At 67.7% G+C, this 22,668-nt stretch carries 18 protein-coding genes; 10 read left to right on the forward strand and 8 right to left on the reverse strand.

Translation table 11 applies throughout. From position 1 onward, the window contains the following. Positions 1-58 precede the first annotated feature (58 nt). The 7 genes from ACE3OU_RS00320 to ACE3OU_RS00350 form a co-directional block, all read right to left on the reverse strand. Positions 59-778: a type III pantothenate kinase gene (locus tag ACE3OU_RS00320; protein ID WP_374239539.1), complete on the reverse strand. Its 720-nt coding sequence runs from the start codon at positions 776-778 to the stop codon at positions 59-61. Further along, positions 778-1,581, reverse strand: coding sequence for a biotin--[acetyl-CoA-carboxylase] ligase (locus ACE3OU_RS00325; RefSeq protein WP_374239540.1), 804 nt, complete (start codon positions 1,579-1,581; stop codon positions 778-780). The genes ACE3OU_RS00320 and ACE3OU_RS00325 overlap by 1 nt, the downstream gene beginning before the upstream one ends. Positions 1,582-1,715: 134 nt before the next feature. Further along, a complete protein-coding gene (ntrC, locus tag ACE3OU_RS00330; RefSeq protein WP_374239541.1) occupies positions 1,716-3,119 on the reverse strand; it encodes a nitrogen regulation protein NR(I) in 1,404 nt (467 codons plus the stop codon). Positions 3,120-3,197: 78 nt separating this feature from the next. Next, positions 3,198-4,271 (reverse strand): nitrogen regulation protein NR(II), encoded by a 1,074-nt coding sequence (glnL, locus tag ACE3OU_RS00335; protein ID WP_374239542.1) that lies wholly within the window; start codon positions 4,269-4,271, stop codon positions 3,198-3,200. A 65-nt stretch (positions 4,272-4,336) separates the two neighbouring features. Beyond that, complete coding sequence (locus ACE3OU_RS00340; protein WP_374239543.1) at positions 4,337-4,825, reverse strand: DUF4124 domain-containing protein; 489 nt, start codon at positions 4,823-4,825, stop codon at positions 4,337-4,339. Between the two features lie 163 nt (positions 4,826-4,988). Further along, complete coding sequence (gene glnA / locus ACE3OU_RS00345) at positions 4,989-6,398, reverse strand: type I glutamate--ammonia ligase (protein WP_374239544.1); 1,410 nt, start codon at positions 6,396-6,398, stop codon at positions 4,989-4,991. A 199-nt stretch (positions 6,399-6,597) separates the two neighbouring features. Beyond that, positions 6,598-7,773, reverse strand: coding sequence for a cation diffusion facilitator family transporter (locus tag ACE3OU_RS00350; protein WP_374239545.1), 1,176 nt, complete (start codon positions 7,771-7,773; stop codon positions 6,598-6,600). 63 nt (positions 7,774-7,836) lie between these two features. On the opposite strand from ACE3OU_RS00350, the gene ACE3OU_RS00355 reads away from it, so the two are divergent. Both ACE3OU_RS00355 and nadA read left to right on the forward strand, forming a co-directional pair. Then, positions 7,837-8,289 carry a rhodanese-like domain-containing protein gene (locus ACE3OU_RS00355; RefSeq protein WP_374239546.1) on the forward strand — a complete coding sequence of 151 codons (453 nt, stop codon included), beginning with the start codon at positions 7,837-7,839 and terminating at the stop codon, positions 8,287-8,289. Between the two features lie 23 nt (positions 8,290-8,312). After that, complete coding sequence (nadA, locus tag ACE3OU_RS00360) at positions 8,313-9,413, forward strand: quinolinate synthase NadA (RefSeq protein WP_374239547.1); 1,101 nt, start codon at positions 8,313-8,315, stop codon at positions 9,411-9,413. A 350-nt stretch (positions 9,414-9,763) separates the two neighbouring features. Here nadA and ACE3OU_RS00365 read toward each other — a convergent pair whose 3' ends face one another. Next, positions 9,764-12,607 carry an MIT C-terminal domain-containing protein gene (locus tag ACE3OU_RS00365; protein ID WP_374239548.1) on the reverse strand — a complete coding sequence of 948 codons (2,844 nt, stop codon included), beginning with the start codon at positions 12,605-12,607 and terminating at the stop codon, positions 9,764-9,766. Positions 12,608-13,136: 529 nt separating this feature from the next. Here ACE3OU_RS00365 and ACE3OU_RS00370 point away from each other — a divergent pair. From ACE3OU_RS00370 to ACE3OU_RS00405, 8 genes are all read left to right on the forward strand, one after another. After that, on the forward strand, positions 13,137-13,604 hold the full coding sequence (locus ACE3OU_RS00370) for a hypothetical protein (protein WP_141353329.1): 468 nt from the start codon (positions 13,137-13,139) through the stop codon (positions 13,602-13,604). 1,009 nt (positions 13,605-14,613) lie between these two features. After that, complete coding sequence (locus tag ACE3OU_RS00375) at positions 14,614-15,363, forward strand: endonuclease/exonuclease/phosphatase family protein (RefSeq protein WP_374239549.1); 750 nt, start codon at positions 14,614-14,616, stop codon at positions 15,361-15,363. 4 nt (positions 15,364-15,367) lie between these two features. Further along, positions 15,368-16,528: a cardiolipin synthase ClsB gene (gene clsB / locus ACE3OU_RS00380; RefSeq protein WP_374239550.1), complete on the forward strand. Its 1,161-nt coding sequence runs from the start codon at positions 15,368-15,370 to the stop codon at positions 16,526-16,528. A 51-nt stretch (positions 16,529-16,579) separates the two neighbouring features. Further along, the gene (gene rfaE2 / locus ACE3OU_RS00385; protein ID WP_374239551.1) at positions 16,580-17,065 is read left to right on the forward strand and encodes a D-glycero-beta-D-manno-heptose 1-phosphate adenylyltransferase; all 486 of its coding nucleotides are present in this window, start codon (positions 16,580-16,582) and stop codon (positions 17,063-17,065) included. Positions 17,066-17,175: 110 nt separating this feature from the next. Then, entirely contained in the window at positions 17,176-18,108 is a 933-nt protein-coding gene (gene cysK, locus ACE3OU_RS00390) for a cysteine synthase A (RefSeq protein ID WP_374239552.1), read from the forward strand. A gap of 1 nt (position 18,109) precedes the next feature. Next, complete coding sequence (locus ACE3OU_RS00395; protein ID WP_374239553.1) at positions 18,110-19,270, forward strand: MalY/PatB family protein; 1,161 nt, start codon at positions 18,110-18,112, stop codon at positions 19,268-19,270. 33 nt (positions 19,271-19,303) lie between these two features. Then, a complete protein-coding gene (locus tag ACE3OU_RS00400; protein WP_374239554.1) occupies positions 19,304-20,713 on the forward strand; it encodes a DUF4832 domain-containing protein in 1,410 nt (469 codons plus the stop codon). A 94-nt stretch (positions 20,714-20,807) separates the two neighbouring features. Then, positions 20,808-22,613: an NAD(P)H-dependent oxidoreductase subunit E gene (locus ACE3OU_RS00405; RefSeq protein WP_374239822.1), complete on the forward strand. Its 1,806-nt coding sequence runs from the start codon at positions 20,808-20,810 to the stop codon at positions 22,611-22,613. The last annotated feature ends 55 nt before the right edge of the window (positions 22,614-22,668 follow it).

Genomic DNA, 22,668 nt, shown 5'->3' on the forward strand with positions numbered 1-22,668 from the left:
CATCACGGTCAGCTCGAAAAGGCACCCCAAAGGCCTGCAGGCAGGCCGTTACACGGAATCACAATTCAGGCAGCATGCGCGCCAGGCCCTCGAGGACGAGGTTATCCACCTGCCGCAGCGGGATGTCGAGCAGCGGCGCCAGGCTGCCCGCCGCCCCGCCGTTGAGCAGGCACACCGCGCCGGTTTCGGCCTCGACCAGGCGGAACATGCGTTCGATGGCGCCGAGCTGGGCGTGCAGACAGCCGCTCACGATGGCATCGACGGTGCGCCGCGGCAGGGGCTCGAAGCGCCCGTCGGCGAGGGGCAGCTGGGCCGTGTCGCGGGCCAGCGAGCTGCGCATCAGGTCGAGCCCCGGGAGGATCACGCCCCCTTGGAAGACGCCCGCCCCGTCGAGCACATCGGCGGTGGTGGCGGTGCCGGAGGTGACCACCAGCGCCGCCGCGCCGTGCAGGGCACGGGCACCGATCAGCGCCGCCCAGCGGTCCGCACCGAGGCGGGACGGGTCGAGATAACGGTTATGCACCCCGAAGGCCGACTCCACCGGCCGGATCCACTCCGGCTCCAGGGAGCGGGCCGCCAGCAGCCCGGCCAGCCGCGCTGCCACCTCAGCGCCGGCCACGTTGGCGCCCAGCACCCGCCGGACCGGCCCGGCGGCGGCGAGCACCCCGGCCAGCTCATCGAGCGCCGCCAGGGCGATGGCACCCTGGCCATGCCAGCCGGCCGCCCCCCAAAGACCCCACTTGAGCCGCGTGTTGCCCGCGTCGAGCAGCAGATCCATCAGGCCAGCCTCAGGGACACGTCGCCAGAGAGCACGCGGCGCAGGCCCTCGGAGGTCTGCAGGAGCAGCGCGCCGTCCGAATCCACGCCGACGCAGGTGCCGGCGAGGGGCTCCGCCTCGCCAAGGATCTGCACCGGCAGCTCGGCAAAGGCGTTGCGCTGCTGCCAGGCGCCACGGAGCGGCTCGAAGCCGGCCTCGGCGCAGATCCCGAGCAGCCGGTGCAGCTGGGCCAGCACCAGGCCCAGAAGCCGGCTGCCGGCCGGCGGCGCATCGAGACAGCGGGCGAGATCGGTGACCCCGAGGGCCGACTCGATGGCCGCCTCCGGGGGCAGGCGCAGGTTGATGCCCACCCCGATCACCGCCGCCGACGGCCGGCCGCGGCCCGAGACGAGCTCGATCAGGATGCCGGCGATCTTGTGGCCATGGACGAGCACGTCGTTGGGCCACTTGAGCTGGACGCCCTCGACGCCGAGCGCTTCGAGGGTCCGCGCCACCGCCAGCCCGACGACCAGCGACAGGCCGGGCGGCACCGTCCCGCCGGGCGCGAAGCGCCACTGCAGCGAGAAGGTCAGCCCGGCCCCCGGCCAGGATTGCCACACCCGGCCACGGCGCCCGCGCCCGGCGGTCTGACGGTCGGCGGCGAGGACGGGGATCCGGCCGTCGTCGGGGGGCGGGTCGGCCAGCAGGCAACTGTTGGTGGAGTCGCACTCCGGCAGCAGCTCGACGGAAAACGCATCCGCCAGGCTGCCCAGCGCGGCGGCCACTTCGGCCCGGCTCAGGGGTTCAAAGTTGGGATGATCCAAGGTTCACGACCCGGCACAGTCAAACGAGGGGCTGATTATGGAGGATGGCGGCCAGCCTGGGGAGCGGCGTGTGCCCAAAACCACGAGCCGGCCCGCCCCGCCGTCGCCTGGCGGACGCGCGCAGCCCCCCCAGCTCAGGCCGCCTCGGGATCCTCGAGGCCGAGTTCCTGGATCTTGCGGGTGATGGTGTTGCGCCCGATGCCGAGCAGCTGGGCCGCCTCGATGCGCCGCCCGCCGGTGACGTTGAGGGCGCGGCGGATCAGGATGCGCTCGAAGTCACGGTTGAGCAGGTCGAAGACCTCGCCGGGGTGCTGGGCCAGCGCCCGGTCGGCCTCGGCCGCCAGGGCCTCGCCCCAGCTGGCGGCCTGGTCGCGCGGCGGCTGGTCCTTGAGCTCGGGGGGCAGGTCGGCCACCTCGACGGTCTGCCCCGGCGCCATCACCGTGAGCCAGTGGCAGAGGTTCTCGAGCTGCCGCACGTTGCCCGGAAAATCCAGGCTCTGCAGGTACTTGAGGGTCGCGTCGGAGAGGCGCTTGGCCTCGACGCCGAGCTCCTGGGCCGACCGCGAGATGAAGTGCCGGGCCAGCGCCGGGATGTCCTCGCGGCGCTCCCGGAGCGGCGGCAGGCGCAGCCGGATCACGTTGAGGCGATGGAAGAGGTCTTCCCGGAACAGCCCCTGGCGCACCCGCTCCTCCAGGTTCTGGTGGGTGGCCGCGATGACCCGCACGTTGGCCCGGATCGGCTGGTGTCCCCCGACCCGGTAGAAGTTGTTGTCGGACAGCACGCGCAGCAGGCGGGTCTGCAGCTCGGCCGGCATGTCGCCGATCTCGTCGAGGAACAGGGTGCCGCCCTCGGCCTGCTCGAAGCGCCCCCGGCGCATGGCCTGGGCGCCGGTGAAGGCGCCACGCTCGTGGCCGAACAGCTCGGATTCGAGCAGGTCGCGGGGGATCGCCGCGGTATTGATGGCGATGAAGGGGGCGTCCCGCCGCGGGCTGTGCCGGTGCAGCGCCCGCGCCACGAGCTCCTTGCCGGAGCCGGACTCGCCGTTGATGAGCACCGTGGCGTGGGACTGGGACAGCCGCCCGATGGCCCGGAAGACTTCCTGCATCGCCGGCGCCTGGCCGAGGATCTCGGGCACCGGGCTCAGCACCTCGACGGCGCCCGCCTGGTGGGCGCTCTCCTCGATGGCCCGGCGCACCAGCTCCACGGCCTGATCGACGTCGAAGGGCTTGGGCAGGTATTCGAAGGCGCCGCCCTGGAAGGCCGCCACCGCGCTGTCGAGATCCGAGTAGGCGGTCATGATGATGACCGGGATGTGCGGAAAACGGGCCTTGATCTTCGAGAGCAGCGACAGCCCCGACTCGCCGGGCATGCGGATGTCGGACACCAGCACCCGGGGCGGCGGGCCGGCCTCTTCCAGCGCCGCGAGCACGTCGGCGGCGGAGCTGAAGCTGCGGCAGGGGATCTCCTCCCGGGTCAGGGCCTTTTCGAGGACCCAGCGGATCGAGCGATCATCGTCAACTATCCAGACTGCGTTCATGTCGGTTGCGCCAAAGTAAAAGGGGACGATCGGAGCGGGCGGCTCGAATGCACCATCATGGTGCCACCTCCGGGCCGCTCAGGCATCCGCGTCCCTCGAGATCGGAAGAAAAATCGTGAAGCAGGTACGGCCGGGGCGGGACTCCACCTCGATCGCGCCATGGTGCTGCTCGACGAAGCTCTGCGCCAGGGACAGCCCCAGCCCGCTGCCGTTTTCGCGGCCGGAGACCAGCGGGTAGAAGATCCGGTCGCGGATGTCATCGGGGATGCCCGGGCCGTTGTCGATCACCTGCAGCTGGACAGCCAGCTTGAAGCGGCGCTTGGCCAGGGTGACCTGGCGCGCGGCGCGGGTCCGCATCACGATCTCACCGCTGCTCTGCATGGCCTGGGCGGCATTGCGGGCGATGTTGAGGATGGCCTGGATCAGCTGCTCGCGATCGCCGGTGACCAGGGGCAGGCTGGTGTCGTAGTCGCGCCGCACCGCGACGCCGGGAAACTCGGCCAGGATCAGGCGACGCACCCGCTCCACCACGTCGTGCAGGTTGAGCTGGGTGGGCTGCATCATCCGGTGGGAGGTGAGCAGCCGGATCATCAGGTCCTGCAGGCGGTCGGCCTCGGCGATGATGACCTGGGTGTATTCGCGCAGCTGGGGGTCGTCCAGCTCCCGCTCGAGCAGTTGCGCCGAGCCGCGGATGCCGCCGAGGGGGTTCTTGATCTCGTGGGCCAGGTTGCGCACCAGTTCGCGGTTGGCCTGCTGCTGGTGGGCGAGCTGCTCCTCCCGCGCCACCTTGAGCTGGGCGTCCATGGGGCGGAACTCCAGCAACAGGCGCGCCCCCGCCACTTCCACCGGCGTCACCGTGCAATCGAGGTGCAGGGCCTCCATGCCGGGGCGCAGCACGTTGAGGTTGTGCCCGGTGTAGCTCCAGTTGTCCCGCAGCACACGGTCCAGCGCACTTTCGAGCCCGACCGGCTCGCCGAGCAGGCGGCGCAGGGGCTGGCCGACGATCTTGCGGCTGCTCGTCGCAAACAGGTTCTCGGCCCCCGGATTGAGGTAACGCACCGCGAGCTGCTCGTCGATCAGCACCACAGCCGAGGACAGCAGCTCAAGGCCGGAGAAAGCGGAGGGCGCGATGGCGGGCGGGTGGTTTTGCATGATGCAGGCCGTTGCAAGAAGCAGGCCACTTCAACCCCGGGCCCGGAACGGCCCCGCCGCGGCCGTCAGCGGAGGTTCGAGATCTCGCGCCGCAGGGCCTCGACGTTGCGCTCGTGGAGCTGCACCTTGTCGCGCAGGGGCTGGGCGCGCACGGAATTGCGGTCGCCGCCATTGCGCGCGGCCTGCTCGTCCAGTTCGCGCCGGGCCGCGTCGAGCCCCTGCTGCTCGGTGGTCAGCTCCTGCTCGAGGATACGCCGGCGATCGGTGTCGCGCGCCCGCTGGGTGCCCGAATCGATGCGCGGAAAACCCGCCGCCCCGGCCGATGCACCACCTTGGTGCATTGGAGACGGCGCCGCAGCCGGGCGCGGCAGCCCGCTGCCACCGGGCACCGACGACACGGCCTGGTCGCGGGACAGGGTGGTGCAGCCCTTTCCGGGGGCCCGGCTGTTGGTGTAGGTGACATGACCGGCCTCGTCGACACACTTGAAGATGTCCGCCCTCGCGACAGGGGAGCAGGACAGGGCGGCCAGCAGCAGCAGAAGTCGTGAATTCATTGTCGGCACGGATGATCAGGGGCGCGATTAGTTTAGGGGCTGCAGCCCAGGATGGCCAAGGCCGTTCGGCACACCGTTCGTGAAATAAAAAAGGACGGGCCAAAGCCCGTCCTTCCGTAACGCGCGCACCGGCCAGCAGGCTGACCGGCGCCTGATCGGGAGATCAGATGGCGTAGTACATCTCGAACTCGACCGGGTGTACCTCGATGCGCAGACGGTTCACTTCTTCCTGCTTCAGGGCGATGAAGGAGTCGATGAAGTCGTTGCTGAACACACCGCCGCGGGTCAGGAACTCGCGATCCTTGTCGAGGGCCTCGAGGGCCTGCTCGAGGCTGGAGCAGACGGTCGGGATGAGCGCGTCTTCTTCCGGCGGCAGGTCGTAGAGGTTCTTGTCGGCCGGGTCGCCCGGGTGGATCTTGTTCTGGATGCCGTCGAGGCCGGCCATCATCAGCGCGGCGAAGCACAGGTAGGGGTTCGCGCCCGGATCCGGGAAGCGGGTCTCGATGCGGCGGGCCTTCTCGCTGTTCACAAACGGGATGCGGATGGAAGCGGAGCGGTTCTTGGCGGAGTAGGCCAGCTTGACCGGAGCTTCGTAGTGCGGCACCAGACGCTTGTAGGAGTTGGTCAGCGGGTTGGTGATGGCGTTCAGGGCGCGGGCGTGCTTGATGATGCCGCCGATGTAGTACAGGGCGGTCTCGGACAGGCCGGCGTAGCCGTTGCCGGCGAACAGGTTCTTGCCGTCCTTCCAGATCGACTGGTGCACGTGCATGCCGGAACCGTTGTCGCCGACGATGGGCTTCGGCATGAAGGTCGCGGTCTTGCCGTACTGGTGGGCGACGTTCTGGACGATGTACTTGGTGATCTGGGTCTGGTCGGCGCGACGCACCAGGGTGTCGAACTTGGTGCCGATCTCGTTCTGGCCGGCGGTCGCCACTTCGTGGTGATGCACTTCAACCGGCACGCCGCAGGCCTCGAGGGCCAGACACATGGCGGCACGCATGTCGTTGAAGGAATCGACCGGCGGAACCGGGAAGTAGCCACCCTTGACGGCCGGACGGTAGCCGGTGTTGCCGCCTTCGAACTTCTCGTCGGAGGCCCAGGCGCCTTCTTCGGAGAAGATCTTGTGGTAGGCGCCGGACATGTTCACCTTCCACTCGACGGAGTCGAAGATGAAGAATTCGGGCTCGGGGCCGAAGAAGGCGGTGTCGCCGATGCCGGAGGACTTCAGGTAGGCCTCGGCGCGGTTGGCGATGGAACGCGGGTCACGGTCGTAGCCCTTGCCGTCGGCCGGGTCGATCACGTCGCAGGACAGGACCAGGGTGGTCTCGTCGAAGAACGGGTCGATGTAGGCGGTGTTGGGGTCCGGCATCAGCAGCATGTCGGAGGCCTGGATACCCTTCCAGCCAGCGATGGAGGAGCCGTCGAAGGCATGACCGCTTTCGAACTTGTCTTCGTCAAACGCCGAGACCGGCACGCCGACGTGGTGTTCCTTGCCCTTGGTGTCGGTAAAACGGAAGTCGATGAACTTGACTTCGTTTTCCTGGACGATCTTCATGACGTCTTGCGGGGTCATATAACTCACTCCTAACGGGTTGAAGCTGCTGCGCAGTGGAAAAAATTTAAAAGCCGATTACAACAAAGCCTGCGCAACCAGCAAGCACATACCATGCCAGCGCGCAAAAGCAAACGATTCATTGTGCCACAAGGCGCTTGCGAGGCGGTCTGGAAAATACTCCGCACCAAAACCGTGCAAAACCCCAGATGCCGCACCATTACGGTGCAACGCGGCACAACAGGGCGATCCGCCCCCAATGGGACGACGACGACGCCCCGGCGGAGATCCGGGCGCTCAAGACCTCGAGCCGGGCCCGGTCGGCACACCAGTCGAAGGGCAGGAAGACCTCCGCCTCGACCTTGCCCCCCACGTAATGGAACACCGCCGGCGCCACCTGGGGCACGCCGGCGCCGAGGATGTCGTCGAGCTCGGCCTGCAGCGCGGCACGCCCGGGCAGGCGGTGGTCGGCGACCGCGCTCTCATCCTCCTCGGTGTCCACATGGACCAGCACCTCCAGCACCTCCGGGTGCCCCTTCCGCACCCGCTGGCGGACGAGCTCGGCGATGCGGTGCCCCTCGGAGACGCTGATCCGCGCGTCGACCCGCACGTGGGCATCGACCAGCACCCGGTGGGCCATGCGGCGGGTGCGCAGCTCGTGCACGTCGAGCACCCCGCAGGTGCCGACGATGGTCTCGCGGATGCGCCCCACCTCCTCGGCATCGACGCCGGTATCGACCAGCTCGCGCAGCGCCTCGTAGGCCAGCATCACGCCCATCCGCAGGATCATGAAGCCCACCAGGGCCGCCGCCAGCGGCTCGAGGAAGCGATAACCGAGCAGGCTCCCGCCGATACCCACCGCCACCACCAGCGACGAGGCCGCGTCGGCGCGGGCGTGCCAGGCATTGGCCACCAGCATCGGCGAACGCAGGCGCTGGGCCACGGCGAGCATGTAGCGGAACAGGCCCTCCTTGCCGGCCAGGGTGACGAGCGCCATCCAGAACGCCGCCGGATGCAGCTCGGGCAGCGCCTCCAGGCTCTGCAGCCGTGCGGCGGCGGTGAGCAGGAAACCGGCCCCGACCCCGGCCAGGATCAGCCCGAGGGCCATCGAGGCCGCCGTCTCGTAGCGGCCATGGCCGTAGGGGTGCTTCTCGTCGGCCGGGTTGGCGCCGTGGCGGCTGGCGAACATGACCATGAAATCGCCCAGCAGGTCGGACAGGGTATGCATGCCGTCGGCCACCAGACTCTGGGCATGGGCGAACAGGCCCACCGCGATCTGGAAGATGGTGAGCACCACGTTGATCGCGATGCTGACCCAGGTGGCCCGCTGGGCCTGGCGCGCCCGATCGGCGTCGAGGGGGGCCCCGGAAGAGGCGGAGGAAGCTTCGAAAGACATGACTTGCGGCCCTCGGGGGCGGCGGTATACTCGCAGGCCCGCCATTTTAGCCGGATGTCCGCCATGGGAAAATTGAGCGAAACCCTAGCCCTCGCGCAGGAGCGTGCGCGGAGCCTGAATCTCCCCTACGCCGGCGCCCTGACGCCCCGCGAAGCCTGGGACGTGCTGCAGCTCGCCCCGGGAGCCCGGCTCGTGGACGTGCGCACCCGCGCCGAATGGGACTGGGTCGGCCGCGTGCCCGACGCCGTCGAGATCGAATGGATGCTCTACCCCGGCAACGAACCCAACGCCCACTTCCTGGCCCAGCTCAAGCGCCAGGTCGATCCCGAGGTGCTGGTGATGTTCCTGTGCCGCAGTGGCGCCCGCTCCAATTCGGCCGCCAACCTGGCCGCCGCGTCCGGCTACACCAACGCCTACAACATCCTGGAAGGCTTCGAGGGCGACAAGGACGCCAACGGGCACCGCAACAAGGTCGGCGGCTGGCGCCATGCCGGCCTGCCGTGGATCCAGGGCTGACAACAACAGGACACCCCCCAGCGATGCAAGCCGTACCCATCAGTTTCGACCGCTTCAACACCCTCTCCGACGGCGACGCCCACGAGCGCATCCGCGCCGCCCGCGCCCGCCTCGGCGACAAGGCCGTGCTGCTGTGCCACCACTACCAGCGCGCCGACGTGTACCAGTACGCCGATCTCACCGGCGACTCCCTGAAGCTGTCCCGCCTCGCCGCCGAGACCGACGCCGAATACATCGTGTTCTGCGGCGTGCATTTCATGGCCGAAGTGGCGGACATCATGTCCAAGCCCCACCAGCAGGCCATCCTGCCCGACCTCGCCGCCGGCTGCTCCATGGCGGACATGGCCAACCTCGCCAAGGTCGAGCGCTGCTGGCGCGAGCTCACCGAAGTGCTCGAAACCCCCGACGCGCTGATCACGCCGGTCACCTACATCAACTCCGCCGCTGATCTCAAGGCCTTCTGCGGCGAGCACGGCGGCATCGTGTGCACCTCCACCAACGCCCCCACCATCCTCGACTGGGCCTTCGCCCAGCGCGAGAAGGTGCTGTTCTTCCCCGACCAGCACCTGGGCCGCTGGACCGGCTTCAACAAGGGCATTCCGCTCGACGAGATGGTGGTATGGGACCCGGACCTCGAATACGGCGGCCTCACCCCCGAGCAAATCAAAAAGGCCAAGATCCTGCTGTGGAAGGGCCACTGCTCGGTGCACCAGATGTTCCAGCCGGCGCACATCATCAAGTTCCGCAACCAGTACCCCGACGGCTTCGTGATCTCCCACCCCGAGAGCGCCCTCGAGGTGTGCCGCCAGTCCGACTACGTGGGCTCCACCGAGTACATCATCAACATCATCAAGAAGGCCGCCCCCAACACCCGCTGGCTGGTGGGCACCGAGCTCAACCTGGTGAACCGCCTCGCCGAAGAGGTGAAGCACGAAGGCAAGATCGTCCAGTTCATGGCCCCCACCGTGTGCATGTGCTCGACGATGCAGCGCATCGACCCGCAACACCTCGCCTGGACCCTCGAAAACCTCGCCGACGGCAAGGTCGTCAACCGCATCAGCGTGCCCGAACACGAAGCCGCGCTGGCCAAGGTGGCGCTGGAGCGGATGCTGGCGGTGTCGTGAGCGGCATCGACTCCAATTACGATCGGTCGGAAGCTTGCGAGTGCCTGCGATGCGCAGCACCTTGAGCTGAATTGCCCCCATCCACGAGCAGGCGAAGGCCGACGCTGAGTCCAACCATCGGACTATCGCCGGCCAAACCGAGCTTTATCGCCGAGACACTGGCCTCGATGGCGAAGGCCAGTGAAGATGCGACAGCATTCGTGCCGCGGAGCCAAGCGGAGTGAGCGAGCACCGAATCGTCCAGATCCAACGACGTGCTCGCCAAGACAAAAAACCTACGACAATCCACGAAACCGATGACACGGTGAGCTTGTTCAAGCGCACTATCAGATAAAAGTGCGTTATGCGCTCTATGAGTCTTCCAGCACAACGTGCTGGTCAGGCACGAAAACGTCAACCTCGGTTTGGCGAACTCGGCGACTCGCAGGGCGGTGAGCAGCCAGACCGGTTGCCGGCTTGTAGATGTCTAAACCTCGCCCGAGTTTGAAAAGTACCCCGTGGTCGAACATGACGTAGCGGTCGTGAAGACCGGTTTTCCGTTCAACCGTGAGCATTACGCCGAAACTCTTGAAAATGTCGGTCGCACTATTGTCGAACGCACGTTCCTGATATCCCGCAGACTCCGGCGGCGCGAAGGCAGTAAGAACGCTGATTTCCTTGGGCCTGGCGACCTCGGCAATCAGAAGCAGAAGTTCATTGAGATTTCGAAGCTGGTGATGAGCTGCGAGATAGGGGTCGATGATGACGACCTTGGTACATCCCTTCAGCAGAGCTGCCTCAAAAATGCGCTCGAAGGGCCAGCCGGTTTCACCATCACGCAGGCGGTGGCGCCGAACAACTTGGGTCGCGGATTGCTGCAGTTCAACAAACCAAGAACTCGAATCGAGTTCTTCAGGCAATTCGATCCGTCGGACCTGCGTGGTTTGCGTAGGCTGACTTTGTGGTTGTGACGCATCAGAGACTGCGCTGAACTCAGCGTCCTGGGTGGCTTCAAACAGCGTGTCGCAAGCCAGCAGCACCGGCTTCAGCTCGTCGTCTATACTATGCGTTAGCGATTCTGCAGCATCCTTCTGCCCCACAACGACCGCCGCTGCGGCTGCCCGAATGTTGTCGGCCGCTTGTTCAAGCAGGATATGAACTTCGTTCAATGCATCGCGTGGGGCGTCCGCGGCCTCATTCATCAAGAAATCTCCAAAGGCCTTACACCGGGCACGTAGGTGATTGGCCAGTGCTTCTTGAAGCAATGTCTTTACATCCCGATAGAACGCACGGATTTCTTGCGACTGAGCGACCGTGGTACCTTGGCCAAAGATACTGCTGACACGCTCGCGACGTTCGCTGATTTTTTCGGACACCTCATCGGTCACGAAGTTGTCTAATAGCGACATAACCTGCAATTCTTCGTTAGCGATAAGCTCGGCAGCACGCTCAATCGAACGCCTCAGCGAATCCTTGAGCTTGGCGGTGACATCGAAAGGCATGGCAGCGCCGAGTTCGAGCTCTGCCGAAATAGATGCACCGTCTGCAGAGAGGCGATTCAGGAAGACCTCGAAGTCCCTGGTGAATATAGCGAACGACTCGGTCTGATCTGCCAAGAGTTCCTGAACTTTGGGAAAAATGCGGTTTGCTACGCGCTTTTGCAGCCCACTCATGTAACCCCAGTAGCCCGAACGACGAGTGCGCCAGTGCCGGCCCACATCGTCCAGCTCGAAGCTGCCAAGCTGCTGCTCAGCCAGCAAACCGATGTTCTCGATGAACAGTTCCTGCTGCTTCGCCTTGTATCCCAAGCGGTCACGGAGCAGTTCTACCTGCTGCTCAACAGCCCCCTTAAACCTGTCGCAGCCTTCCCCAAATTGAACACGAAAGGTATTGAGCTTTTTCTCAGCTACCTCCTTGTCCTTGATACCCCGAATGGCAAGTAGCTTTTTGTGCAGAACTTCCTGAAGGTCGAGCAATACCCCCTTTGCGCTCACACTGATGCTTTGGGCCGCCAGCGCCAGACGCGATTCCGTCGACAGCAGATGCAATAACTGGTGCTTCAGACGCTCGACGCCACCGGGGTCATCATCATCTATTGCACATTGCACCTGACGTCCCGCCTTCCAATCACGGTGCATCTGGGCTGATGTAAATGCTAGGCCCACCTCACCCAACTGCTCTCGATAGCGGCGCATAGCCGGTGAATCGTCGGTGCTGAGGTCGTTAAGAGTTGCCGCAATCTCGGTGGTAATCCGGGCCCGCTCCTTCTCGATTCGCAGGGAAATCGAATCGGGATCCTCATCTTCGTCGAGGCAAGCCTTCACGTACTGGTCGTAGGTGTGGTCGACCTGCGTAATGACCACGATGAGTTGCTTGACAGTGCCTTTGCGCAGCAGGGTCAGCAAAAAGTCCTTCTCGGACTGACCATAGGCAGCCCCGGATTTAGTCAGAAATAGAACCGCGTCGACGTCTTCGACTGCCTTTTCGGTGAGGGAAACACGGAACCGCTCGGTGTCATCTAGTCCCGGGGTATCGATGAGCAGCACGCCTTGGTCGAGGATTTCCGCGGGTGAGGTGATTTCGATTCTCTCGACCAAGCAGTGGTGCGGCCTTGAACCAGAGGTGAACTCCTTCAGTCGCTTCCGAAACTCGGACTCTGCCTTCTTTCCCCCCTCTGCAGCCATCTCGACCGTAAGACTGAACCCACCCGGCTTGACGAATTGGGCTTCCAGGAGTTTGAGGTCGAACGGCTCAGCAGCCTGGCTATCAGCAGTCTTGCGAGGTTTGGCAAAGTTCTTCCACATCTTCACCCGGTGCGCATCGATATGCTTGGGGTCGTCGTCATAGAGCTTCTGTAGTCCAACCCAGGACTCCTTGGGCACGAAGTTAACGGTGGCCTTGACCCGCTCCCCATGCTTGAAGGTTGTGATTGCCGCCGTTTCAGGGCTGGTGTCCTCGCCTGCCAAACGCGCACCGAGCAACTCATTCACGAATGACGACTTGCCAGCTTTGAACCGCCCAACAACCGCAACCCTGTAGTCCTCAGGGAGGTCCTGTGTCTTCAGAATTTCGCCGAGCGCCTCGGACGCTCGCTGGCACTCCTTGCCAATCTGAGCCAGCGGCTCGCCGGAACGTCGCACCAATGCATCTCGGACCTGACCAAGATGCATCGTGAGCGTTTGAATATCGGAACGTAATCTCTTCGGCGACTTCATTGACATTCCTTGATGTTGTTCGGGGCACCTCGAACAACCCGAGGTTTCCACTGAACCCTGCCGCACAGCGATAATCGCGACCGAATTCGATTCAATTTTTTCAGCAATACACCACTTTTCGCGGTGGAGTCGCTCCGTTTTTTCCTGGTTTTGCCCCGGACCGCAGCGAGCCAGCCGATTGCGTGCGCCAGATACCTCGATTGGCAAAGTCGTAGGTTTTCGAGACGACACGACGGCTTGGACGCTATGAGTTTATCTCTATGTGATTAAGTTGAAAATATGTCTTAAATCATAAAAATCACGTCGGGATCCACCCGCGCTGGCCTGGGCACGAAGAGCACCCACGACACGCTTCCAACAACTGGCAACACACCACAACCAACCAACTTGAGCTCCCCAGCCTCCCACCCCACCACATTTTATTTGCACAGCATCCCATCTCCTGTACCATCCCCCAGTCGCCATCGTCATCAACCGAACAGCCTGTCGGCATGCCTCGACCTTCCCCAAACCACTCAGGAGCCTTCCCATGAAACAGAATCTCGTCTCTCTCGAATTCAGTGCGGCCCAGCTCGAGGCTGTGGATGCTGCGCTGGCGGTGCTGGAGGAGAACCTGGCCGAGCTGGTCACGTTGACCGCCGTGCAGCGGCGCAAGGCGCTGAAGATGGGGGACGGCTCCGAGGTGTTCTGCCGGCAGACCGAGCTGGTGTTGCGCCAGAATGCCGGCCTGGTGCCGCCGGACTTCGAGCTGGCCGAGCTGCAGCAGGACATCGCTACCCTCGATACGCTGCGGCCGCGCCTGCAGCGCCTGCGTTCCCTCACCGACCGCGCTGACGACACCGAGCTGGCCCTGGGCAGCGACATCCTGAGCGCGTCCCTCGACGGTTATGCGCTGACCAAGGTGATCGGCCAGGGCACCGGCCTGGACACCCTCAAGGCGGCGATGAAGACCCGCCTCGCCCGCAAGTCACGCAAACCCGCCGATCCCGCCGCCTGAGCGTCCGCCCACGGCCCGCCCCGCAAGGGGGCCGGGCGGTTCACGTGGGCGGGCTTGCCCGGCCGGGCAAGCCGCCAGCGACAACAAGCTTTGCCACCAAGCCCACGCCTTTACCGGGTACAGGGCGAGTCCAGACGCCGCAACACCATACCCCCCGGGCGGGAGGCCATTCCCGCCCGGACTGTCGGGTTACGCTGCGCTAACCCGACCTACCTTCCGAGCGGCACCTCCGCCAGTCGCCGCCGTCCTCAGCCCCTGGCCGGAAGCCCGCCCGACCCGCAGCGCGGCCGACGCACCTCGCCGTGTCACCCGGCCGTCGCCCTCGGAGGCTCAGCCGACCACCCCATACACCCAACCGGCTCTACCGGAAGTGCAGCCGATGCCCCCCTTTGCCCGGCCGCCCCTGCCGGCGATCCTGTGGAGCGGCATCGGCGGGGTATGCCCCATGCCGCGAAGCCCTCGCGAGCACAAAAATGATGCTCCAGCCTATCCCTGCGACAGGACGGGCCTATATCTCGTATAGGACGGCCCTATCCAACGGACAGGCTCATCCTGTCTCGCCGATAGCGCTGCCCTGTCCCACGGATAGGCCAGCCCTGTCTCTCCAATAGAGCCGTCCTGTCCAACCGATAGGCCCTTCCTGACCACCGGATAGGCAGCCCCTGTCCGCGCGCTGCTCGCGAGCACTTCGCCGACAGGAGGCACCACTCCGCCCAGCCCGGCGGAGCACTTCCGGGCATGGCGCGACACGCCCGGCGATGGCCGCGAGCCCCGCAAAGACCGGCGCGAACATCCCCGCCGGCGTCAGGACACGCATCGGGACCGCCACGACGCCCCCAGCGCCCGCCCCGCCTGCCGCCACCGGGATCGGGCGGGGTGGTGTAGACCACCGCCGGGCCGGCCCTGCATGCGCCAGCGCCGATAAGCAGGAACGCCTCCGGAAAGCTTCAGCCTGTCCCCGCCCGTGCCGAAACGTGCAGAATGACGCACGTAGAAGAAGGAGCCCCCCATGACCACCCTGCGCATCTGCACCTACAACATCCACAAGGGCTTCTCCCAGTTCAACCGGCGGCTCGCCATCCACGACCTGCGCGACCGGCTGCGCCTGCTGGGGGCCGACGTGGTGTTCCTGCAGGAGGTCCAGGGCATGCACCTGCGCCATGCCCAGCGCCACGCCGACTGGCCGGGCCAGCCCCAGCACGAGTTCCTGGCCCGCGACGTGTGGCAGCAGACGGCCTACGGCGGCAATGCCATCTACGACCACGGCCACCACGGCAACGCCATCCTGTCGCGCCACGCCATCCTGTCCCAGGCCAACCAGGACGTCTCCGACCACCGCTTCGAGAGCCGCGGCCTGCTGCACTGCGAAGTCCGCATCCCCGGCATCGAGCGCGCGGTGCATTGCGTATGCGTGCACCTGGGGCTCACCGCCGGCAGCCGGCGTCGCCAGATGGCCGCCATCGTGGCCCGCCTCGACCAGCTCGCCCCCGACGGCGCGCCGCTGATCATCGCCGGCGACTTCAACGACTGGCGCAACCACGCCGACGAGCACCTCCTCGGGCCGCTGAGCCTCAGCGAGGTGTTCACCACCCTGCGCGGCCGCCCCGCGCGGAGCTTCCCGAGCACCCTGCCGGTGCTGCGCCTCGACCGCATCTACGTGCGCGGCTTTGCGATCGACAAGGCCGAGGTGCACTACGGCCCGCCGTGGAGCCGCATCTCCGACCACGCCGCCCTCACCGCCCACCTGCGCAGCGCCTGAGCCGATGGGCATCACCTGGCTGCCCGGCAACGCCCTCCGGCTGCTCGAGAACGGCACCGAGTTCTTCCCGGCCCTCGAGACGGCCATCGACGGCGCCACCCGCGAGGTCTTCGTCGAGACCTACATCTTCGCCAACGACGAGGCCGGCCACCGGATCGCCGCCGCCCTGCGCCGCGCCGCCGCCCGCGGCGTCCACGTGCGCCTGCTGGTGGACGGCTTCGGCGGCCGCGACTTCGTCGAACACCTGCTCGATCCCCTCGTGGCGGCCCGGGTCCATGTGCAGATCTACCGCCGCGAGGTGGCCCGCCTGTCGCTGCGCCGCCACCGGCTGCGCCGGCTGCACCGCAAGATCGCGCTGGTCGACGGGCGGATCGCCTTCGTCGGCGGCATCAACATCCACAGCGACCTCGACGAGCCGAGCTTCGCCGGCCCACGCCTCGACTATTCGGTGCGCATCGAAGGGCCGCTGCTGGCACCCATCCACCGCACCGTGACCCACGTCTGGCAGCTGGTCGCCTGGGCCTCCTTCCGGCGCCGCTGGCCGCTGGCCTTCGCGCCGCTGCCGCCACCGGGCGCGCCCGGCGGCATCGAGGCCGGCTTCCTGATCCGCGACAACCTGCGTCACCGCCGCGACATCGAGGACGCCTACCTCGCCGCCATCGCCGGAGCGCGCAGCGAGATCCTGCTGGCCAACGCCTACTTCCTGCCCGGGCGGCGCTTCCGCCAGGCCCTGCTGGAGGCCGGCCGGCGCGGCGTGCGGGTCACCCTGCTGACCCAGGGCTGGACCGACCACCCCCTGCAGCAGTACGCCACCCGCGCCCTCTACGGCCAGTTCCTGGCCGGCGGCGTGCGGATCTTCGAATACCACCGCAGCCACCTGCACGCCAAGGTGGCCGTCGTCGATGGATACTGGGCCACCGTGGGCTCCTCCAACATCGACCCCTTCAGCCTGCTGCTGGCCCGCGAGGCCAACGTCTTCGTGCGCGACGCGGGCTTCGCCGGCCACCTGCAGGCGCACCTGGCGCGCGCCATGCGGGCCGGCGCCCGCGAGATCTCCCCCGACGCCTGGCAGCGCGGCTCGCCCCTGCGCCGCCTCCTCAACTGGGCCGCCTACGGCCTGGTGCGCCTGATGATAGGCATCGCCGGTTATGGCAACCGCCACTGAGGGAGTGGGACAATCCCGCCCTCACCCCTGCCCCCAACGACGTCCCGCCCCATGTATCCACCTCCCGCCTTCGAAGCCAAGATCTGCCCGCCCGACCAGCTGCGCCAGCGCGTGGCCACCCTGCCCCGCCCGCTGGTGTTCACCAACGGCTGTTTCGACATCCTGCACCGGGGCCACGTCACCTACCTCGGCCAGGCCCGCGCCCTCGGCGCCGCGCTGGTGGTGGCCCTCAACAGCGACGCCTCGGTGCGCCGCCAGGGCAAGGGCGACGACCGCCCGATCAACGCCCTGGCCGACCGCCTGGCGGTGATGGCCGCCCTCGGCTGCGTCGACCTCGTCACCTGGTTCGACGAGGACACCCCCATCGCCCGCATCCTCGAATGCACGCCCGACGTGCTGGTCAAGGGCGGCGACTGGCCGGTGGAGCGCATCGTCGGCGCGCCCGAGACCCTCGCCCGCGGCGGCGCGGTGCATTCGATCCCCTTCGAGCACCAGCGCTCGACGACGGCGCTGCTCGACAAGATCCGCCGGCTCTGAAGGCCCTCCAAACCCAATATGGTGTTATTTTGTTATTCAGTTTTTGACTAAAGGCAGCGGTTTTTTAGCAATAAAATATATTTGAGCCGCCCGATAACAGAGGAGACCCCATGCGCATCGCCAACAACGTAGCCGAACTCGTCGGCAACACCCCCCTCGTCAAGCTCAACCGCCTGGCCCCGGCCAACGGCGCCACCGTTGCCCTCAAGCTGGAGTTCTTCAACCCGGCCCACAGCGTCAAGGACCGCATCGCGGTGGCCATGCTCGACGCCGCCGAGGCCGCCGGCAAGATCACGCCCGACACCGTCGTGCTCGAGCCCACCTCCGGCAACACCGGCATCGGCCTGGCGATGGTGTGCGCCGCCCGCGGCTACAAGTGCGCCTTCGTGATGCCCGAAACCATGAGCCGCGAACGCAAGCTGCTGCTCAAGGCCTACGGCGCCGACCTCATCCTCACCCCCGGCCCCGAGGGCATGCCCGGCGCGGTCAGGAAGGCCGAGGAGCTCGCCGCCGACGACCCGCGCTACTTCATCCCGCAGCAGTTCGAGAACCCCGCCAACCCGGCCATCCACCGGGCCACCACCGCCGAGGAGATCTGGGCCGACACCGACGGCCAGGTGGATATCTTCGTGGCCGGCGTGGGCACCGGCGGCACCGTCACCGGCGTCGGCGAGGCCCTCAAGGCGAAGAAGCCGGGCGTCAAGGTGATCGCCGTCGAGCCCGCCGCGAGCCCCGTGCTGTCCGGCGGCAACCGCGGCCCCCACCCGATCCAGGGCATCGGCGCGGGCTTCGTGCCGGGCGTCCTCAACACGGGTGTTTATGACGAGATCGTCCAGGTGCCCAACGACGCGGCCCTCGACACCGCCCGCCGCCTGGCCCGTGAGGAAGGCCTGCTGGTCGGGATCTCCTCCGGCGCGGCCGTGTGGTCGGCCCTGCAGGTGGCCGAGCGCCCCGAGAACGCCGGCAAGCTGATCGTCGTGATCATCCCGTCCTTCGGCGAGCGCTACCTGTCCACGGCGCTGTTCCAGCACCTGGAAGTCTGATTTGAGCGCCTTCGACTTCGGCACCGGCCCCGAGCGCGCCGGCAGCGACAGCATCAAGTGGCGCCGCTACGCCGGCCGCGACGTGATCCCGATGTGGGTGGCCGACATGGATTTCGCCGCCCCGCCGCCGGTGCTCGAAGCCCTGCAGGCGCGCGTCGCCCACGGGGTGTTCGGCTACGCCGACCCCTGGCCGCCCCTCGTCGAGTCGGTGCAGGCCGGCATCGCCCGCGACCACGGCTGGCACATCGAGCCCGACTGGCTGGTGTGGCTGCCGGGGGTCGTCACCGGCTTCAACGTGGCGGTGCGGGCGGTCGGCCAGCCCGGCGACGGCGTGTTCACCGCCACCCCGGTGTATCCCCCCTTCCTGCACGCGCCGGCCAACTTCGGGCAACGCCTGGTCACCGCCCCGCTGGTCCACGACGGCCGGCGCTGGGGCTGGGACTGGCCCGCCACCGAGGCCGCCCTCGCCGACGGCGTGCGGCTCTTCATGCTGTGCAACCCGCACAACCCGGTCGGGCGGGTCTTCGACCGCGACGAGCTCGGCCGCATCGCGGCGCTCGCCGAGCGCCACGACCTCGTCATCTGCTCCGACGAGATCCACTGCGGACTGGTCCTCGACCCGGCCACGCCCCACACGCCCATCGCCGCCCTGGGCGACGCCGTCGCCCGCCGCACCATCACACTGATGGCGCCCTCCAAAACCTGGAACATCCCGGCCCTCTACTGCGCCTTCGCGATCATCCCCGACGCCGCGCTGCGGGCCCGCTACAAACGGGCGATGGCCGGCATCGTGCCCCACGTCAACGTGCTCGGCCTCGTCGCCACCGAGGTCGCCTACCGGGACTGCGACCCCTGGCGGCAGGCGCTGCTCGACACCCTGCGCGGCAACGCGGCCCGCGTCGCCCGCGTGATCAACGGCCTGCCGGGCCTCGTCACCACGCCGGTCGAGGCCACCTACCTGGCCTGGATCGACTGCCGCGGCCTCCTCGCCGCCCGGGGCATCACCAACGCCGCGGCGTTCTTCGAAGCCGCCGGCGTCGGTCTCTCCGACGGCAAGGACTTCGGCCTGCCGGGCTTCGTGCGGCTCAACTTCGGCTGCCCGCCGCAGCGCCTCGAAGCAGCCCTCGAACGAATCCGCCACGCGGTCATGGCAACTGGCTAAACTCCGGGACCTCCGGAGTCTTACGCCAGCGCCATGCCCCAGTACCATCATCTCGCCCGCCTCCCCGGCTGCCTGCTGCTACGCCGCAGCCTGAGCCTGTGTGCTGCGCTGCTGGCCGCCTGCGGCGGCGGGGGCGCCTCGTCCGACACCCCGCCCCTCGACGCCAGCGTCGCCTTTGCGGCGACCGACCTGGACTTTCCCAACCCGGAACGGGGCATGACCCGCGGCCTGGGCCCCCTCGCCAGCGTCTCCGACAACCAGCTGGCAGCCCTCTCGGCCGACGGCGTGCGCCTCGCCTACGCCCCCCTGCGCCTCGACCCCTGGCGCGACGCCAGCCTGCCCGACAACCTGCTGACCCAGCTCGACGACGCCTTCGTGCGGGTGCGTCAGGCCGGCCTCAAGCTGGTGCTGCGGGTCAGCTACAACGACCCCGCCGTACCGGGCGGCGACCTCCGGGACGCCAGCCTCGCCCGCATCCGCGAGCACATCGCCCGCCTCGCCCCCACCCTCGCCAGCAATGCCGACGTGATCGCCTACTGGCAGGCCGGCTTCATCGGCGCCTGGGGCGAATGGCACGACTCCACCAACGGCCTGGACGCCCCCGACGCCCGCCTCGCCGTGCGGGACGCACTGATCGCCGCGCTGCCGCCCGGGCGCAGCCTGCAGTTCCGCCAGCCCGCCGACCTGCAGCGCTGGTACCCCACCCCGGCAGACGCCTCGACCACCGGCGCCCAGGCCCGGATCGGCCTTCACAACGACTGCTTCCTGGCCGACGACACGGATGTGGGCACCTACCCGGACGGCGAGCCCCAGCGCAGCTACATCCGCCAGCTGACCGCGATCACCCCCTTCGGCGGCGAGACCTGCGCGCCGCCCGACCCGGCCCGGGCCCGCAACAGCTGCGCCGACATCCTGCGCGAGGGGGCTGAATACCACGTGAGCTACCTCGGCGAGGACTACTACACCCCCACCTTCCACGACACCTGGGCGGCCCAGGGCTGCCTCGGCACCGTGCGCACCCGGCTGGGCTACCGCTTCGAGCTGACCCGCCTGGCCCACACCGCGAGCGCCGCCCCCGGCGAGACCATCGGGCTGCGCCTGGAGCTGGTCAATCGGGGCTGGGCCCGGCTCCACAACGCCCGCCCCGTCCAGCTGCTGCTCCGCCACGAAGAAAGCGGGCAAATCGTCCGGATTCCGCTGGCGGGCGTGGATCCCCGCCAATGGACACCCGGCCAGGCCATCCTGATCAAGCTGCGGGTCACCCTGCCGGCCGGGCTGGCCAGCGGCCGCCACGCCCTGCTGCTGGCCCTCCCCGACGAAGACCCGCGCCTGGCCGACGACCCCCGCTACGCCATCCGCCCCGCCAACGCCGACCAGGGCGGCCAGGGCTGGGACGCCGCGCTCGGCGCCTTCGCCCTGGGGAGCCGGATCACCCTGCGCTGAAGCCCGCCTGATTCTCTGATCCAGCGCAAGATTTCCCCCTGCCCCGGGGGCATAATGGACGCATCCCCAGCTTCCGCCGGAGGTCGTCGTGAGTGTGCTCCCGTCGTCGGTCGTCGCCTCCCTGGACGACATCCTTCTGCGTCACCGCCACCAGGCCACCGAGCTGCTGCAGATCCTCATCCAGGCCCAGCAGATCGAAGGCTGGCTGCCCGCCACCACCCTCACCCACATCGCCGCGGCCCTCGGCCTGCCGCGGGCGCGGGTCGAAGGCGTCGCCGGCTTCTACAGCTTCCTGTACACGCAGCCGGTCGGCCGCTACCGGGTGCTGTTCTCCGACAACATCACCGACCGCATGCTCGGCAACGCCGAGCTGCTCGACGCCCTGTGCCGCAAGCTGTGGATCGAGCCGGGCCATGTGTCCGAGGACGGCCTGGTCAGCGTCACCACCACTTCATGCACTGGCCTGTGCGACCAGGGCCCGGCGATGCTCGTCAACGGCCGGGCGATCGGCCAGCTCAGCCACCGGCGCATCAACGAGATCGCCGAGCTGATCCGCCAGCAGCGCGCCCTCGACCTGTGGCCCGCCGAATACTTCCAGATCGACGACAACATCCGCCGCCGCGACGCCCTGCTCAACCTCGACATGCCCCCCGGCGCCGCGCTGCAGGCCGCCGTGGCCCGCGGCCGTGACGGCTGGCTGGCCGAGATGCAGGCCTCCAACCTGCGCGGCCGGGGCGGCGCCGGCTTCGCCACCGCAGTCAAGTGGGCCAGCGCGAAAGCGGCCCCGGGCGAAGCCAAGGTCATCGTCTGCAACGCCGACGAGGGCGAGCCGGGCACCTTCAAAGACCGCGTGCTCCTCAACAGCTTCGCCGACCTCGTCTTCGAGGGCATGAGCCTCGCCGCCTGGGCCGTGGGCGCCGCCCAGGGCTTCCTGTACCTGCGGGGTGAATACCGCTACCTGCTGCCGCAGCTCGAAGCCGTGCTCGCCCGCCGCCGCGCCGCCGGCCTGCTCGGCCAGTCCATCCTCGGCCAGGCGGGCTTCGACTTCGACATCGCCATCCACCTGGGCGCCGGCGCCTACGTGTGCGGCGAAGAATCCGCCCTCATCGAATCCCTCGAGGGCAAGCGGGGCACCCCGCGCATCCGTCCGCCCTTCCCGGTCACCAGGGGCTACCTGCAGCGGCCGACGGTAGTAAACAACGTCGAGACCCTGGCCAAGACCTGCCTGATCGCCCTCGGTGGCGGCGAGGCCTTCGCCGCCACCGGCACCGCCCAGTCGGCCGGCACCAAGCTGCTCTCCATCTCCGGCGACTGTGCCTTCCCCGGCATCTACGAATACCCCTTCGGCGTGCCGATCTCGCGCATCCTCGAAGACTGCGGCGCCAGCGACACCCAGGCCGTGCAGGTGGGCGGCGCGGCGGGCATCTGCCTGGCCGGCTACGAATTCCACCGCCGCATCGCCTACGAGGATGTCCCCACCGCCGGCGCCTTCATGATCTTCGACGGCACCCGCGACCTCTTCGAGGTGGCCCGCGCCTTCGTGCATTTCTTCGCCCACGAGAGCTGCGGCTTCTGCACCCCGTGCCGGGTCGGCACCGCGCTGCTCAAGGGCTTCATGGACAAGCTCGCCGACGGCCACGGCGCCCAGGCCGACCTGGCCGACATCGACTGGCTCGACCGCCTGCTCAAGAACGCCAGCCACTGCGGCCTCGGCAGCGCCGCGCCGAACCCGGTGATCGACACCCTTCAAAAATTCCGCCCCGCCTACGAGCGGCGCCTGGTGTCGCTGGACTTCGAGCCCGCCTTCGACCTCGACGCGGCCCTGGCCGAAGCCCGCCAGCTCACCGGCCGCGACGACCGGGGCGCCCACCTCCAGACCCACGAGGAGGAAGAGAAATGAGCCCGCGGGGCTGCCCCCGGGGGCCAGGGCTTCCGCCCGGCGGAACAGGTAGTTG

This window comes from Zoogloea sp. (assembly GCF_041908905.1).
In the GTDB taxonomy this organism is placed as follows: Bacteria; Pseudomonadota; Gammaproteobacteria; order Burkholderiales; family Rhodocyclaceae; genus Zoogloea.